The sequence below is a fragment of the Dietzia sp. IBK-p2-16D genome, assembly GCF_057773085.1.
Genome location: NZ_JBYMTL010000009.1, coordinates 54,919 through 69,330 on the forward strand (window position 1 = coordinate 54,919; position 14,412 = coordinate 69,330).

At 71.7% G+C, this 14,412-nt stretch carries 15 protein-coding genes; 5 read left to right on the top strand and 10 right to left on the bottom strand.

The window, feature by feature from the left end:
- Positions 1 to 115: 115 nt before the first annotated feature.
- The 3 genes from AC3DE3_RS16505 to AC3DE3_RS16515 are packed head-to-tail and all read right to left on the bottom strand — an operon-like array spanning position 116 to position 4,706.
- Positions 116 to 2,566 carry a PEP/pyruvate-binding domain-containing protein gene (locus tag AC3DE3_RS16505; protein WP_488370728.1) on the bottom strand — a complete coding sequence of 817 codons (2,451 nt, stop codon included), beginning with the start codon at positions 2,564 to 2,566 and terminating at the stop codon, positions 116 to 118.
- Positions 2,563 to 3,567 (bottom strand): TIGR03617 family F420-dependent LLM class oxidoreductase, encoded by a 1,005-nt coding sequence (locus AC3DE3_RS16510; RefSeq protein WP_488370729.1) that lies wholly within the window; start codon positions 3,565 to 3,567, stop codon positions 2,563 to 2,565. The genes AC3DE3_RS16505 and AC3DE3_RS16510 overlap by 4 nt, the downstream gene beginning before the upstream one ends.
- The gene (locus AC3DE3_RS16515; RefSeq protein WP_488370731.1) at positions 3,564 to 4,706 is read right to left on the bottom strand and encodes an Rv3169 family protein; all 1,143 of its coding nucleotides are present in this window, start codon (positions 4,704 to 4,706) and stop codon (positions 3,564 to 3,566) included. The genes AC3DE3_RS16510 and AC3DE3_RS16515 overlap by 4 nt, the downstream gene beginning before the upstream one ends.
- 87 nt (positions 4,707 to 4,793) lie before the next feature.
- Between AC3DE3_RS16515 and AC3DE3_RS16520 the strand changes: the two genes are divergently transcribed.
- The gene (locus AC3DE3_RS16520; RefSeq protein ID WP_488370732.1) at positions 4,794 to 5,474 is read left to right on the top strand and encodes a TetR family transcriptional regulator; all 681 of its coding nucleotides are present in this window, start codon (positions 4,794 to 4,796) and stop codon (positions 5,472 to 5,474) included.
- Between the two features lie 42 nt (positions 5,475 to 5,516).
- Here the strand turns inward: AC3DE3_RS16520 and AC3DE3_RS16525 are convergent, their stop codons facing one another.
- A complete protein-coding gene (locus AC3DE3_RS16525; RefSeq protein ID WP_488370733.1) occupies positions 5,517 to 6,107 on the bottom strand; it encodes a hypothetical protein in 591 nt (196 codons plus the stop codon).
- Positions 6,108 to 6,321: 214 nt separating this feature from the next.
- Here AC3DE3_RS16525 and AC3DE3_RS16530 point away from each other — a divergent pair, with 214 nt between their 5' ends.
- Positions 6,322 to 6,714 (top strand): hypothetical protein, encoded by a 393-nt coding sequence (locus AC3DE3_RS16530; protein ID WP_488370734.1) that lies wholly within the window; start codon positions 6,322 to 6,324, stop codon positions 6,712 to 6,714.
- Between the two features lie 76 nt (positions 6,715 to 6,790).
- Positions 6,791 to 6,979 carry a DUF6440 family protein gene (locus tag AC3DE3_RS16535; protein ID WP_260488628.1) on the top strand — a complete coding sequence of 63 codons (189 nt, stop codon included), beginning with the start codon at positions 6,791 to 6,793 and terminating at the stop codon, positions 6,977 to 6,979.
- Positions 6,980 to 7,011: 32 nt separating this feature from the next.
- Here the strand turns inward: AC3DE3_RS16535 and AC3DE3_RS16540 are convergent, their stop codons facing one another.
- Positions 7,012 to 7,608: a hypothetical protein gene (locus AC3DE3_RS16540; protein WP_488370735.1), complete on the bottom strand. Its 597-nt coding sequence runs from the start codon at positions 7,606 to 7,608 to the stop codon at positions 7,012 to 7,014.
- A gap of 346 nt (positions 7,609 to 7,954) precedes the next feature.
- Between AC3DE3_RS16540 and AC3DE3_RS16545 the strand changes: the two genes are divergently transcribed.
- Positions 7,955 to 10,045 (top strand): heavy metal translocating P-type ATPase, encoded by a 2,091-nt coding sequence (locus tag AC3DE3_RS16545; protein WP_488370736.1) that lies wholly within the window; start codon positions 7,955 to 7,957, stop codon positions 10,043 to 10,045.
- On the opposite strand, the gene AC3DE3_RS16550 is transcribed toward AC3DE3_RS16545, so the two are convergent.
- The 4 genes from AC3DE3_RS16550 to AC3DE3_RS16565 all read right to left on the bottom strand — a co-directional run bounded on the left by AC3DE3_RS16550 (position 10,029) and on the right by AC3DE3_RS16565 (position 12,601).
- Positions 10,029 to 10,265 carry a hypothetical protein gene (locus AC3DE3_RS16550; RefSeq protein ID WP_488370737.1) on the bottom strand — a complete coding sequence of 79 codons (237 nt, stop codon included), beginning with the start codon at positions 10,263 to 10,265 and terminating at the stop codon, positions 10,029 to 10,031. The two genes, AC3DE3_RS16545 and AC3DE3_RS16550, sit on opposite strands and share 17 nt — an antisense overlap.
- Positions 10,266 to 10,366: 101 nt before the next feature.
- Complete coding sequence (locus AC3DE3_RS16555; protein WP_488370739.1) at positions 10,367 to 11,131, bottom strand: maleylpyruvate isomerase family mycothiol-dependent enzyme; 765 nt, start codon at positions 11,129 to 11,131, stop codon at positions 10,367 to 10,369.
- Positions 11,128 to 11,760, bottom strand: a complete 633-nt coding sequence (locus AC3DE3_RS16560; protein WP_260488624.1) for a TetR/AcrR family transcriptional regulator — start codon at positions 11,758 to 11,760, stop codon at positions 11,128 to 11,130. Before AC3DE3_RS16560 ends, AC3DE3_RS16555 begins: the two co-directional genes overlap by 4 nt.
- Before the next feature lie 148 nt (positions 11,761 to 11,908).
- A complete protein-coding gene (locus AC3DE3_RS16565; RefSeq protein WP_488370741.1) occupies positions 11,909 to 12,601 on the bottom strand; it encodes a TetR/AcrR family transcriptional regulator in 693 nt (230 codons plus the stop codon).
- 71 nt (positions 12,602 to 12,672) lie between these two features.
- Between AC3DE3_RS16565 and AC3DE3_RS16570 the strand changes: the two genes are divergently transcribed.
- Positions 12,673 to 13,938 (top strand): cytochrome P450, encoded by a 1,266-nt coding sequence (locus AC3DE3_RS16570; protein WP_488370742.1) that lies wholly within the window; start codon positions 12,673 to 12,675, stop codon positions 13,936 to 13,938.
- 24 nt (positions 13,939 to 13,962) lie between these two features.
- Here the strand turns inward: AC3DE3_RS16570 and arfB are convergent, their stop codons facing one another.
- On the bottom strand, positions 13,963 to 14,403 hold the full coding sequence (gene arfB, locus AC3DE3_RS16575; RefSeq protein ID WP_260488621.1) for an alternative ribosome rescue aminoacyl-tRNA hydrolase ArfB: 441 nt from the start codon (positions 14,401 to 14,403) through the stop codon (positions 13,963 to 13,965).
- Between the last annotated feature and the right edge of the window lie 9 nt (positions 14,404 to 14,412).

Genomic DNA, 14,412 nt, shown 5'->3' on the forward strand with positions numbered 1-14,412 from the left:
GAACGCACAGCGACGTTCCGATGGTGTCGAGGTGACGGTCATCGCGAAGACGGTTCTGCACACGTCGGCCGAGAGGCAGGTGTGCGGAACTGTCTTGTGGATGAGAGGCCGCCCCTCACCCCTCCAGCCGCGTCACCACACCCCGGTCGCCGTCCACTCGGACGCGGTCGCCGGTGCGGAGCGTTCGGGTGGCGTCGATGGTGTTGACCACGCACGGCAGGCCGTACTCGCGGGCGACCACCGCGCCGTGGGAGACGGAGCTGCCGATGTCGGTGACGAGGGCGGCGATCACCGTGAAGTACGGCGTCCAGCCCACGTCGGTCACGGGCGCGACCAGGACCTCACCGGCCTTCACCTCGCGGGCGTCGACGATCGACCGGGCCACCCGCACCACGCCCTCCACCGTCCCGCGGCTCGCCGGACGGCCCACGATCTCGCCGCCTGCAGCCTCCCGCGGTGGTCGAGCGATCAGCGGCACCGGCCGGCCCACGGACACGTCCGCGAACTCCAACGCATCCTGGAACGCCAGTGCCTTCCGTCGCTCGACCGCCCGCGCGACCAGCGACTCCGGAGAGGCCGGCGCGTCTCCGTCAGAGCCGTGGTCGCCGAGCCCGCCGGTCACCGGGCCGGGCGCGCCGACGATCCGCGCCAGCTCGGGCCGGTCGAAGAAGTACACCAGATCCGCATCCGGCAGCCGGCCGGTCGCCGCGAGCACCTCACCCAGACGTCGATAACCGCGCTTCAGCGAATGCGCCATCAGCGCCATCTTCGACTTGGTCTCCTCGCGGCCCCGCGCCCCGCCCCGGGCCAACCGAGCCAGCTGGCGGATCGCGCGGGACTCCGGCTCCGGAACCGCAGCGGTCTCGGACGACTGCCCGCGCCGCTCGAGCGTGGACCGCACCATGACCTGCATGATCGCGCCCAGCCCCTCGGGATCGTCGGCCCACGACGCGTCGCGGATGCACAGCTCGCGGTAGCCCCGATGGCCGTGCCGGGACAGGAAGCGCCGCAGCGCGACGCCCCACCCGTCGGCCGAGGCGAGCACCGCCTCGACCGCCGCGCCGGGATCCGCGCCGAGGAACCGCTCGGCGGCAGCGGAGTCCGCCGCCAACGCGCGCACCACGGCGTCGAGTTCGGCCAGCATGACCGCGCTCTCCACATCTGCCGCACCGGCCATGAGCCGGGAGGCCTCGGCCCGGCCGTCGTCCTCGCTGCCGCCCGCAGCCACGGCCCGCCGCATGAGCACGCTCTCCAGGACGTTGGCCGCGACCGCCGCCCGCGACGACGACCGCACATGGGTCAACGTCACCTCGCAGTACAGGCGCATCCCGTCCTCGAGCTGCCCCCACACCTGTAGTGGGTCGTCGTTGGTGGGTACCTCGAACGCGGCGATCTGCTCGCCGAGCCGCCGCACGGCCGACCCCGCGGTCAGCGCGAACGTGGACAAGCGCACCGTATTGCTCAGCCGCCGCAGGAAGGGTTGCGGCGGCTTGGGCACCAGCTCGTCGACCACCCGCCCGCAGATCGACGTGGAGAACTGCTCCAGCGAGTTGCCCAGCAGCCCCGAGCTCAGCGCCGTGCCCTCGGTGAGGTTGAGGAACATGTGCCCGGAGAAGTAGCCGACCTGCAGCCACGGCTGTTCGTAACTCGGCTGCGCGCGGGCGACCACCTGGATCATCTGCATAGCGTGGTCGATCGCATACCCCGACACCGACGCGGTGAGCGGGCAGTACGCGCCCGGCATCATCTCGCCGATGTTGCAGCGCGTGTACACGTGGTCGGCGCCGGCGAGCGTCGAGTCCATCCCGCCGAGGTCGGCGGGCAGCGTGGTGACGGGCCGCGCCTGCAGCCACCACAGCCGCCCCGCCCGGTCGATCGCCCACTCGAGATCCATCGGCCGGCCCCAGTGCCGCTCGGCGCACAGTGCACCGGACCGGATGGCCTCGATGTCCTCGCCGAGAAGCACCGGACGCTCGCCGATCTCACGGACCGCCACGTTTCCGTCGGAATCGAGCACGAGGTGGTCGGGGGAAGCGGTGCCGTCCACCAGGGACTCGCCCAACCCGGCGACGGCGTCGATCACCATGAGGTCGCGCCGCCCCGTGGTGGGGTCGGCGGTGAACACGACGCCGGCCGCGCGGGCGTCCACCATCTGTTGAACCACGAGGTGCATGGCGACGGGGGAGTCGGGGTTCGTGCCGCCGGAGTCCGCGTCGCGATAGGCCGTCGCGCGCTGCGAGGCCGCCGAGGCCACACACGCGCGTACCGCCTCCGCCAGCGCCGCGGCCGAGTCCACGCCCAGCACCGTGTCGTACTGTCCGGCGAAGGACTGCTGCGCGCCGTCCTCGCCCGCGGCCGAGGAGCGGACCGCGACCGGGGTGGCCCCCGCGTCGGCCATGCGTCGGAACCACCGGGACACAAGGTCGACGACGACGAGGTCGGCCCCCGCGTCCGCGATGACGAACCCCGGCGGCACGTCCAGGCCCAGGCGGATGAGCTCGGCCAGACCCGCGGCCTTGCCGCCGTAGCGGTCGTCGGTGACCTGCTCGAACTCGACGGTGTTCACGGCCGGCCCGCCAGCTCGTCGACGATCTGCGCGAGGGCGTCGGTGGCGATCGGCCCCGTCTGATAGAGACAGACCCGGTCGCCGACGCCGTCCACGCGGTCCCGCACGTGGGCGGCGACCTCGGCCGGGGTGCCACACGCCGCGATGGTGTGCAGGATCTCGTCGCTGATGAGCGAGGTCATCTCCTGCCACCGCCCCTGCTTGCTCATGGCGTTGAGCTCGGGTTGGAGATCGCCCCAGCCGTGCGCATCCAACACCGGCTTGTAGGCGGGCGTCGAGCCGTAGAACGCCAACAGTCGGCGGGTGGACATGTGGTCGTCGTCGTCGCTCTTGTCGTCCGTCACGGACACGATCACCTCGGGCACCACCTCGAAATCCTCCTCGCTCCGCCCGGCGGCCGCCAATCCCGCCCGCACGTTCGTCATGGTGTGCTCGCGGAGGAATCGCGTGGTGCCGAACGGCATCACGAGCAGCCCGTCGGCGACCTCGGCAGCCGCGCGGGTCAGGCGCGGGCCGAGAGCGCCGAGGTAGATGGGCGGCGGGCCGTACGGGGTGGGCGGCGGCACGAACGTCGGGGTCATGAGGGTGTGGCGGTAGAACTCGCCGCGGAAGTTCAGGCGCTCGCCGGTGGCCCACGTGTCGAAGATGGCCCGCAGCGCGCCGACCAGTTCCGTCATGCGATCGACGGGCCGGTCGAATTCGGTGCCGTAGCGCTTCTCGATCTGCGCCCGGATCTGCGTGCCCAGGCCCAGGATGAACCGGCCCTCGCTGAGCGTCTGCAGGTCGTGGGCCTGGTGCGCCAGCTGGATGGGATTGCGGGGGAACGCGATCGCCACGTTGGACATCAGGTCCAGGCCGCCGACCTGCGAGGCCAACACGAGGGGGGTGAACACGTCGTGCGGACCCTCGAAGGTGAAGACGCCGGACGCCCCGGCCTCCCTGAGCGCCTCGGCGCGCCGGACCGCGTCGGTGGGGGCGAACAGTGCCGTCATGACCTTCATGCGTGCGCCCCCGAGTCCGCGTCGGCGCCCGCGCCGTCGGTCCAGTCCGAGAACCCGGACGGGTGATGCGGGCCGATCACCCCGTGCTCGAACAGGCCCGCACCCTCGCGGGTGGTGCCGTCGGCCTCCGTGCACACCGCGTGGCCCACGTGATCGATGAGACTGAACGCCGCGCCGGCCATGACCTGCGGGTCCGTGAGGTCGAAGGTCACGCGGTCGGTGAAGCCCTCGCCCTTCCAACTGCCGTGTGCCCACGTGGAATCGCCGCCGTAGCCGGAGCCGAACGCGATCGGCGCGTACAGCCGGGACTCGACCTCCAGGCGGATCTGCTCGCCCGCGCGGTTCATGAACTCCACACGCACGCCCGTCGGGATCCGGGTGCCGGGCGTGTACTCGACGGCCACACGCACGCCGTCGAGCTGTTCGACCCGGCCGTCGGCCCAGCGGCGGGTGCAGTCGTAGAGACTGCGGTGGCCGTCGGGGTCCTCCTGCAGGATGAGGAACAGCTGGAAGTCGTCGAACGCCAGCGGGAGATACAGCCACCACATGCCCCGGAAGGCCGTGTCGGGCCTGCCGGCCGGTTCGGCCTCGCCCACCGGGCGGATACCCCACGAGCGATCCCGGGCGGCCACCGACGAGTCGTGGGTGACCTCCAGCCTGTCGTCGTCGACCTCTATCCATCCCTCCCACGAGCCGACCTGGGCGAACCGGCTCGCCTGGAGCGTCACCCGCCGGTCGGTGAGCATCGCGTGCGGGTCCTCGAGCGCGGCGGGGAACAGGCCCCGCCACGTCAGGTCTGCGGCGATGCCCTCGGTCGGCTCCAGCGTCAGCCGGATCTCCCGCAGCGGCTCGATCACCGCCAGCCGGTAGCCGCCGACTTGGGGGTTGAGGCGGTCGTCGTCGATGGCATCGCTCATCCGCACCGCCGTCTGCGTGTCGCCGCGGCGGACCACGAAGTACGCGTCCTTCACGCCGAGGCGCGGGTAGTAGCCGATCCCGGTGAGCACCATGAAGCGGCCCTGCCGGTCCAGCACGTTGAAGTAGGAGCGGTCGTAGAAGTTGCGGTCCGAAGTGGCCGGCCAGGTCAGGGGGGCGGGCGTCTGGTGGATGGGGTATTCGTCAAGCGGGCTCAGATGCACGGGGCTCTCCCTGGGGTGCTGGGTGGTGGCGTCTCGCGCCGACGGCGGGGAATACGATGTGCGGCGTATCGGAACTAGGGTGAGAACATGACAGCAGACGGCGACAGCGCGCGCGGCGGATCGGCGAAGTCCGCGCCCGGACGGCCGCGCGACGGTCGGATCGACGCCGCGATCATCGCCGCGACCCGTGAGCTCCTCCTCGAGACGGGCTATCCCGCGCTCACGCTGTCCGCCATCGCGGCGCGCGCCGGGACGACCACCGCCGCGTTGTATCGTCGCTGGTCGAGCAAGGCGCAGCTGGTGCACGAGGCGGTGCTGGAGGCCGACGCGATCCCGGCGTTCGAGCTACCCGATGGCGCTGGCGTCGGGGCCGACTCCGCTGCCGGGGATCCGCTCGCCGCCGACGGAGACCCGCCCGCCGCCGCCGGAGACCCGCCCGCCGCCGACATCCGTGCGCTGGTCGAGACGGTCCGCAAACTGTTCGACCGGCCCGAGGTGCGAGTGGCCCTGCCCGGCCTCATCGCCGACACGGTGGCGGACCCCGAACTGCACGCCCGGATGATCGCCCGGCTCGCCGGCAACCTGCCCGCCTTCGAGTCACGCTTCGGCCAGACCGGACGCGGCGGCGACCACCTCCCGGTGCTGGCCGAGGTCGTCGCCGGGGCGGCGATCTTCCGAATTCTGGTGAGCCCGCACGCCGCGCTCGACGACGAGTGGGTCGAGGAGTTGACCTCGCTCATCACCGGGCGGTGGCGGGCCGGCGGCTGACGAGGTCTTGGCCACCTCGCGGCTCGAAGGTCAGGAGCCGACCTACGAGTTGGCGATCGCCAGGATGATCCAGACCGGCAGCCAGAGCCCGGCGGTCAGCAGTGTGAGGATCAGGTGCAACGCGTGGTTGACACGCTTGACCTGCCCGCCGTGGACGTACACCGTCTGCTGCATGGGTGGATAGCCGAACTGCTGTGGGTAGGGCCCCTGCGGGAACTGGTGCGGCGCCACGTGCAGGTGCTGCGGGATGTACTGATCGGCGTACCCGAACGGCGTCGTGGGGCCATACGGAGCGGTCGGACCGTAGGGGGCGGCGGGCGGCATGCCGTACGGGAACCCGCCCTCGTGGGCCAACGGTTCGGCCGGACGCGCGTAGGGCTGGGCCGGGTGGGGCGGGGCGGCGAAACGCTGGGGATCGTAGGGCTCGGGCTCGTACCGCCGGGGTTCGTAGCGTTCGGCCTCGAAACGACGGGGCTCGAGGGGCGCGGAGCGCTCGGCGGGCGGGAACTGCGCCGTGGCCGACGAGTCGGTCGGGAACTGCTTGGTCGGGCTGGAGTGGTCCGGTGTCGCAGCCGGGTCGTACCGGCCCTCGGTCCACGGCCCGTCCGGCCGCCGCGCGTACTGCTCGTCCATGCTGACTCGATTCGAGGGGTCGCTGGCGGGTGGGGACGTCTCCAAGATAGCCCCCGGCAGCACCCCGTTCACACCGGTCACTCCCGATCTCAGGGTCGGATCAGGGTCACCCTGAGCCGCGATTCGGCCGTCTCTCACGACGTCCCCGGCCCGGACCCATCCGGTATGCGGGGGTCTCCGAATCCTGTGTAGACGCCGAGACAGGAGATCCACCATGAGCACGGTCCCCACACGTCGCCACCGCACGATCAGATCGGCCGCCACCATCGCCCTCGGTGCAACCGCCGCGGTCCTCGCGCTGGGGTCCGGCATGCTGACACTCGGGTCGTCGCTGTCCACCGCGGTCGCCTCCGCCGAGCTCGCCGCGGGCGCGGCCCTGGTCTCCCGGACCACCTGGATGCTGCCCGCCCTGTTCACCGTCATGGTGTTCGTGGGGATGGTCGTCGCCGTGCACCTGATCGGCGGACGCCGCGGCCCGCAGACCACCGAGGCCCGGACTCGCACGCGCGACGCCGAGCCCGCCGCCGCGATCCCGTTCGAACTCCGGGCACCCGACCGGGCGGTCGCCGAGGCCACCCGCGGCCTGTTCCGCCACATCGACTCCTGAGCCCGGTCCAGGGGAGGGTGACCTCGTCGTCGTCGCACCTTTGGCCCGCACACCCCGCCGGTGCCACCATGGGCTCATGGCCAAAAAGGACAAGCGTTTCGAGAAGATCCACTCCGAGTCGATGGGATTCGGCGGGACGGTGGAGATCCTGCGCGACACCCGCACCGGTGTCTGCTACCTGTGGCGCTCGGTCGGCGGGAGCGGGGGCGGCCTCACCGTGCTCGTCGACGCGCAGGGCAAGCCGCTGATCGACTACGGCCTCTAGGCAGGCTCGAGTCCGGGCTCTGCTGGCGACGGTCAGCCCGCGCAGTGCCCGCCGGCCTCGTCGCCGGTGCCTGATGTCGACCCGAGTTCCCCACCCAGTCTGTCGACGAGTCGCGGCGCGACCCCCGTCACAGTGGGCTGCGGGCAGGTCGCCTCACTCGCCGGAACAGTGGTTGAGGGCGCGGGCACCGGCGCGGGCGCGGGCGCGCTGGTCGAGGGCGCCGCGGCGGTGGGAGACGGGTCGGCGGGTTGCCGCGCGATGGTCGGCGCGTCGGTCCCCGGACCCGAGGTGGGACTGCCGGCCGGGACCCGGATGATCAGAGACTCCGACTCGCCCGCCGCCGGACCCGGGCTGGCGACGGTCGACGAGAGGACCCAGGTCTGTGGACCCGACGTCTGCGACGCGCGGTCGCTGGAGGTTGTCGGGACGACCGCGGACGATTTCTCCAGGCCGGACGGCACCAGGAAGACCACGCCCAACAAGGCGGCCACTCCCAGCACCGCCCAGCCGAAGCCCGTGTGGGGACCCGAGGCGGGCGCGTCGTGGGCCGGGGTAGAGGCGTCCGGTGCAACGGCGGCATCACCGGCACCGTGGCGGATTCTGTACTTGGACCGCCTGAAGCCGACCATCGTGTCTCCCTGCGTCAGGCACCGCCGCGGATCGGCCGGTGCAACCGCGGGAGACCCTCACCACCCCTGCTCCCAGCGATAACATCGCGGCGGGTTTGGTGAGCGTTACTTCACGATGGGTGGTCGGGTGGGCTGTGAACTCCGAGAACTTGTTTGACGGCCGATCCACATCTGGTCGTCCAGCTGGCCGACGCGGAGAATCCGGGGCGAGGACATGATCACGTCACCGCGATCCTCCGGTGCGCGCCGCGGGGTCGTTCTGCGGTCGCCGCACGTCGGCGTGCTGGACGTTGTCGTGGGTCCGTGACACGGTCAGGTCAGCGGCGACTACGGGAGGCTGACACCGATGAGCCACGGACACGATTCTGCGGAGCACGTCGATCCGGATGGAGGGATGGCCCACCACGGCCACGCCGACCACCCGGCGGCTGGTAGCCGCGACCACGCCGGCCACGACCACTCGCACCACGTGCAGCTCTACGCCCGCCTGTTCTGGATCATGCTGGCGCTCGGCATCCCGACGGTCGCGTTCTCCCCGATGTTCGGGCACCTGCTCGGGTACGAGGTCACGGGCTGGGGCCTGTGGGTCGCGCCGGTGCTGGGCACGGTCATGTACGTCTGGGGTGGCCGCCCGTTCCTGACCGGTGGCGTGGACGAGCTCCGCGCACGGCAACCCGGCATGATGCTGCTGATCAGCCTCGGTATCACGGTGGCGTTCCTGGCCTCGTGGGGCGCCACGCTGGGCCTGCTGGGCGCCGAGCTCGAATTCTGGTGGGAGCTCGCGCTGCTGGTGGTGATCATGCTGCTCGGCCACTGGGTCGAGATGCGTTCGCTCGCCCAGACCGGGTCCGCGCTCGACTCCCTGGCCTCCCTCCTGCCGGACCGCGCCGAACGCGTCGTGGGTGACCGGGTCGAGGAGGTGGCACCGGGGGAGTTGAGGTACGACGACGAGGTCATCATCCGCCCCGGTGGTGCAGTTCCCGCGGACGGCGTGATCACCCAGGGCTCGGCGAGCATGGACGAGTCGATGATCACCGGCGAGTCCCGCACGGTCCGCAGGGGCGAGGGCGAGCAGGTAGTGGCGGGAACGGTCGCGACGGACTCGGGTGTGCGGATGCGGGTGACGGCGGTCGGTGACGACACCGCACTGGCCGGCATCCGGCGGCTGGTTGACGAGGCGCAGAATTCGTCGTCGCGGGCGCAGCGGATCGCCGACCGGGCCGCGGCATTATTGTTCTGGTACGCCCTCGGCGCGGCGGTGATCACGGCCCTCGTGTGGTGGTTCGTCGGCCCGCCCGACCAGATCGTCGCGCGGGTCATCACCGTCCTGGTGATCGCGTGCCCGCACGCACTGGGGCTGGCGATCCCGCTGGTCGTGTCGATCGCGACCGAGCGCGCGGCCCGCGGTGGCGTGCTCATCACCGACCGGCTCGCCCTGGAGGGGATGCGGACGGTCGACGTGGTGCTGTTCGACAAGACCGGCACCCTGACCACGGGGACGCCCGCGGTCACCGGGGCGGAGGCGGTCGCAGGGTGGGCCACGGACGACGTGGTGCGCCTGGCCGCGGCCGCGGAATCGGACTCCGAGCACCCGCTCGCGCGGGCGATCGTCGACGCAGCGGTCGAGCAGGGGCTCGACGTGCCCGCCGCGACGGACTTCAGCTCGTCGCCGGCGGTGGGCGTGCAGGCCGGCGTCGAGGACCGGCTGGTCCAGGTCGGCGGGCCGTACCTGCTGGAACAAGAGGGATTGGTCGAGGTGGACGCGCTCGCGGGCGCGGTCGGGGACTGGCGCACGCAGGGCGCGACCATCCTGCACGTGCTGGTCGACGGTCGTGTCGTGGGCGCGCTGCGGCTGGTCGACGAGGTCCGCTCCGAGTCCGCGGACGCCGTCGCCGCATTGCACGACCGCGGTGTCGAGGTGCAGATGATCACCGGCGACGCCGACGCCGTGGCCGCGTCCGTCTCCGACGAACTGGGCATCGATCGCTACTTCGCCGGCGTCCGGCCCGAGGACAAAGCCGCCACCGTCCGGCGTCTACAGGACGAGGGCCGCCGGGTGGCGATGGTCGGTGACGGCGTCAACGACGCACCCGCGCTGACGCAGGCTGACGTGGGCATCGCCATCGGGGCGGGCACCGACGTGGCCATCGCCTCCGCCGGAGTGGTGCTCGCCTCCGACGACCCGCGCTCGGTGGTCTCGGTCGCCGCGCTCTCGGACGCGACCTACCGCAAGATGGTGCAGAACCTGTGGTGGGCGGGCGGCTACAACCTGCTGGCAGTCCCGCTGGCCGCGGGCGTGCTCGCGCCGGTGGGCGTCATCATGCCGATGTCGGTCGGCGCGATCCTCATGTCGCTGTCGACGGTGGTGGTGGCGGTCAACGCGCAGCTGCTCCGCCGCCTGGACCTCTCGCCCGAGCAGGTCACCACTCGCAGCTGACAGCCCACGTGGCCGCCGGCGGCGCGTGCCCACCGGCGGTTCGCCGAGCGCAGGCTCGCTCGATCGCGGCGAGCAGGTCGGCGCAGGCCGCGCAGGCGGTCCGGCACGCCGTCAACTGTGCCTTGAGGACGTTGAGGTTGCTGCCGGTCCGGCGGCTCAGCAGGGCGGCGGTGGCGGTGCAAACGTCGGGCGCAGACGTCCGCGGCAGACGTCCGCGCATCGATGGCCTCGGCGAGCAGTTCCACGTCGAGGCCGTCGGTCGGATTCGGATGGGGCGTGATCATCTCGCCATCTCCGTCCATCGGTCCGGGCGGATCCGAATCAGAACGGGACCTGGGTCCGCAGGAGTCCGTCGGCCGACGTGCGGCCGCTGAGCGCGCGGCAGAACTCGAACGCATCCATGACGATGTGCTCGCCCGCGCCGTCGCCACGTTGCCACCGTCCGCCGGCTGGGCCCGTGAGTTCGAGGTCGTAGGGCGAGTCGTGGCGGCCGGCCCATTCGGCCACCACGTCGTCGACGATCACTCCCTCGTGGTCCGCGGTCGCGGTCATGGGCAGTCCTGTCGCGGTGGCGATGTCGACGCGGTGCATGAAGGGATCGCGGGTGAGGATCACGTCGAACAGGTAGCCCATCGACCACCATTCGCCGTTGTCCTCCATGACCTGCCTGCGCACCAGGCCCGGCGCCCGCCGACGGTGCCGCACGGCCTTCGGGGCCAGGCGGCGGACCTGTCGGATCAGATCGTCCGTGCTCAGTTCGTCGTTCTCCGCGACCTGCAGTGCGGTCAGCGCGTCGATCGCGAGGAGGCCCTCCCGCTTGGCGCGCCGGGCGGAGACGACCTGTTGGCGCAGCATCTCCGGCCAGCTCGCGAGCATCTGGATCATGCCCAGCATGTGCCCGGCCATCGCCCGCACATCCCACTCGGTGCAGTCGGTCCGGGCACGCCATTGCTCGGGACTCAGCGCGTCGAGGGTGGCGGCGACCCGGTCGTACTCGGTCGCGGCGAGTCGTTCTGCGACGTCCCGCTCGAGCCGCGGTAGGCGGGGGGCCCGCTTCGAGCTGTGTCGCCCGGTCGTGGTGGTCATGGCTGCTGTCCTTCCGGTGGGGAGGTGGCGACGCCGAACGGGATGCCGACGTCGTGGAGGTACATGTCGATGGCCCGGTCGAACAACCGAGCCCAGCGGTCGCCCCCGGGGTCGTTGGCGAGCTGTGCGTCGGCCAGTCCCAGCACCACGGCGACGTAGAGGTCGATGTCCTCGTCCGCGGTGATGCCCAGGCGGGCGAAGCGTTCGCGGAGCCCCTCGAGCACGCGGACGGACGGTGCGTAGGCCTCGGGGCTGGGCTCGAAGCCCGGGATGGTGCGCTGGTTCAACAGCTGGAAGCGGGCAGGGTCGGCCAGGCAGTAGTCGAAGTAGGCGCGGGCGTAGCGACGCACCCACTCGCGCGCGTCCGCCGGGCTCTGCGCGTCCACCTCACGCATGCGGTCCCAGACCTCGTCCCAGGCCTGGGCGAACATCGCGTCGTAGATGGCGTTCTTGGAGGCCACGTGGGAGTACAGCGACGGTGCCTTCATCCCGACGCGGGCCGCCACGTCGCGCAGGGTGAGCTGGGACAAGCCCTGCTCACGGGCCACCTGCCAGGCGGCGTCGATGATCTCGCGGCGCGTTGCCTCACGGCGTTCGGCGACCCTATCGCGTTTCGGCTTACCTAACATGCTTAGGAGTGTGCGCCGATTCGGTGCCGTCGTCGAGAGAGGTTCGGCCGCTATTCGGTTGCAACCCGGACACGCACGACCGCCCTGGGGCGCGACCCGGTCACGGCCGACAGTTCGACGCCTCAGGGCGTGCGCTGCGCAACCGTGGTCAGGGAGCGGGCCGCGCGAGCCCTCGCCCGAACCCGTCGATCAGGTCGGCTACGTACGTCGTGTGCGCGGGTCCGACCTCCGGGGGGTCGCACGCCCGCGCCGCGAGCTCGGCGGTGAGCATCACGATGAACTGCCGGACCCGGTGGCGGGCCAGGTCCGGGCCGCACGCCGCGGTCGCGGCCGCCACCAGCATCTCCAGCTGGTCCTGCAGTGCGGTGTCCGCGACCGGTCCGGTGCTGACAGTCCGGCCCACCTCCGCGAGCGCTCCCAGCTGGCCGATCACCCGGAGCGTCCAGCGGCCCTCGTCGTCGTCCAACAGGTCCGCCAACGGGGACACCACCGCCCGCACGATCTCGGCGAGGTCGGGCGGCGACGACGCCCACGTGTGCAGGTCCGCGCGTCGCTCGTCCTCCATCCGCGACACCCCGCGGCGCAGTACCTCCCCGAGCAGTCCCGCGCGACCGCCGAAGTGGTAATTGATCGCCGAGTCGTTGCCCTGGCAGGCATCGGCCACGATGTCGCGGACCCGAGCCGTCCGCCAGCCGTCCGAGGCGAAGCGGCGCAGCCCGGCGAGGTAGAGCGCGTCCCGGGTGGCGGTGGCGCGTGGGGTAGTGGCGCGTGGGGTAGTGGAACGCGTGGTAGTGGAACGCGGTGAGGTGGCGGATCCTCGGGTGGCGGTGGAGCGGGGCACGTCCCGAGTCTAGATCGACCCTTCCCATTGTTTAACAGTCAGTGTTAAATGGCGCCATGACCCCGCGCGCCATGACACAGCCCGCCATGATGCAGCAGCCGGCGACGGCCCCCACGTTCGACCCGTTCGACCCCGCGCACCTCGCCGATCCGTACCCCGGCTACCGTCTGCTGCGCGAGACCGACCCCGTGCACTTCCACCCCGGGGACGGAACCGCCGCCCAGCCCGACTTCTGGGCGCTGTCGCGCTACGCCGACGTCGATGCCGCCGTGTGCGACCCCGCGACCTTCTCCTCCGCGAGCGGCCTGACCTTCTACCGCGACGAGATCGAGAAGCTGGGCCTCGCGCCGACGATCGTCATGATGGACCCGCCCGAGCACTCCGGGAAACGGCGGCTGCTGGCCAAGGCGTTCTCCCCGAAGCGCGTCGCCGCGACCGAACCGCGGATCCGCGAGTTCGTCCGGGGGCGGCTGGCGGAGATGGCCCAGAGGTACGACGACGACGAGGTGGTCGATCTCCACCGCGACTTCAGCGCGCAGATCCCGACATTCGTGCTGGCCCACCTGTTCGACCTGCCGGCAGCGGACCGCCCGCTGTTCGGCCCGTGGGTCAGCGCGCTGACGACCCTGCAGGAGGAGGGATTCCGCCCGGCTGGTCTCGAGGGCGGGGCGGTGGACGCGGTGGCGGAGATGTTCGGCTACTTCGGTGAGCTCATCGCCGAGCGACGGGCCCGCCCGGGCGACGACCTCATCTCCGCACTGACGCTGGCCGAGATCGAGGGCGAGCGGCTGGACGACTGGGACATCCTCGGCTTCTGCTTTGTCATCGTCGCCGGCGGCAACGACACCACCGGCAACCTCATCTCGCACACAGTCGCGCTGCTCGACTCCCATCCGCGGCAGCGGGAGATGCTCGCGGCCGACCCCGGGTTGATCCCCGGGGCGCTCTCGGAGTGCCTGCGCTTCGAGTCGAGCGTGCAGGCGCTCGCGCGGACGACCGCCCGCGAGGTGGCCGTCGGCGGGACGACGATCCCGGCGGGGGAGAAGGTGATGATGCTCTACGGCTCGGCCAATCGCGATGAGCGCGAGTTCGGTCCCACCGCCGAGCAACTCGACATCACCCGCGAGATCGCCGGGCACCTGGGGTTCGCCCGCGGCCCGCACTTCTGCATCGGTTCGCACTTCGCTCGCCTCCAGGCCCGGATCGCGGTGGAGGAGCTCTACGTCGCGCACCCGACGGTGGGGGTCGACCGGGGCTCGGCGGTGCGAGCGCTCTCGCCGTTCACCCGCGGGTTCGTCTCGCTCCCCGCGACGGGGCTGGCCGGGCCGCAGCGCTGACTCGTTCCTGCGTTCCGGCTCGTGTCAGTCGAGGCCGGGGCGTCTGCGGTTGCGCTTGACCTCGGCCCGGCGGCGTTCATGCTGGACACGCCGCCGCTGCGAACCGCGGGTGGGTCGGGTCGGACGCCTGGCGACCGGCGGCGCCACCGCTTCGCGTAACAACTCCTCGAGGCGCTGCCGAGCCGCCGCGCGGTTGCGGCGCTGCGACCGGTGCTCCTCGGCGCTCACGGTGAGCACCGTGCCGGACAGCCTCGGGGCGAGAGCGCGCAGTACCCGTTCACGCTGGACCTCGTCCAACGCCGTCGTGGTGCCCAGGTCGATGCTCAGCTGCACCCGCGAATCGGCCGTGTTGACGTGCTGGCCGCCGGGCCCGGACGAGCGCGAGAACCGCTCGATCAGTTCCGCCGCCGGCACCATGAGGCCACGGGGCGCGCCGGGCCCCGGGGTCACGCGCAGGCCGTCCACGTCACCAGT

Bases quoted from the DNA above. Each gene is read 5' to 3' on its own strand.
- AC3DE3_RS16530 (WP_488370734.1), top strand. From the start codon at position 6,322: ATGAGCACGGTCCCCACACGTCGCCACCGCACGATCAGATCGGCCGCC.
- AC3DE3_RS16525 (WP_488370733.1), bottom strand. From the start codon at position 6,107: ATGGACGAGCAGTACGCGCGGCGGCCGGACGGGCCGTGGACCGAGGGC.
- AC3DE3_RS16510 (WP_488370729.1), bottom strand. From the start codon at position 3,567: ATGAAGGTCATGACGGCACTGTTCGCCCCCACCGACGCGGTCCGGCGC.
- AC3DE3_RS16550 (WP_488370737.1), bottom strand. From the start codon at position 10,265: ATGCGCGGACGTCTGCCGCGGACGTCTGCGCCCGACGTTTGCACCGCC.
- AC3DE3_RS16555 (WP_488370739.1), bottom strand. From the start codon at position 11,131: ATGACCACCACGACCGGGCGACACAGCTCGAAGCGGGCCCCCCGCCTA.
- AC3DE3_RS16540 (WP_488370735.1), bottom strand. From the start codon at position 7,608: ATGGTCGGCTTCAGGCGGTCCAAGTACAGAATCCGCCACGGTGCCGGT.
- AC3DE3_RS16535 (WP_260488628.1), top strand. From the start codon at position 6,791: ATGGCCAAAAAGGACAAGCGTTTCGAGAAGATCCACTCCGAGTCGATG.
- AC3DE3_RS16570 (WP_488370742.1), top strand. From the start codon at position 12,673: ATGACACAGCCCGCCATGATGCAGCAGCCGGCGACGGCCCCCACGTTC.
- AC3DE3_RS16520 (WP_488370732.1), top strand. From the start codon at position 4,794: ATGACAGCAGACGGCGACAGCGCGCGCGGCGGATCGGCGAAGTCCGCG.
- AC3DE3_RS16545 (WP_488370736.1), top strand. From the start codon at position 7,955: ATGAGCCACGGACACGATTCTGCGGAGCACGTCGATCCGGATGGAGGG.
- AC3DE3_RS16560 (WP_260488624.1), bottom strand. From the start codon at position 11,760: ATGTTAGGTAAGCCGAAACGCGATAGGGTCGCCGAACGCCGTGAGGCA.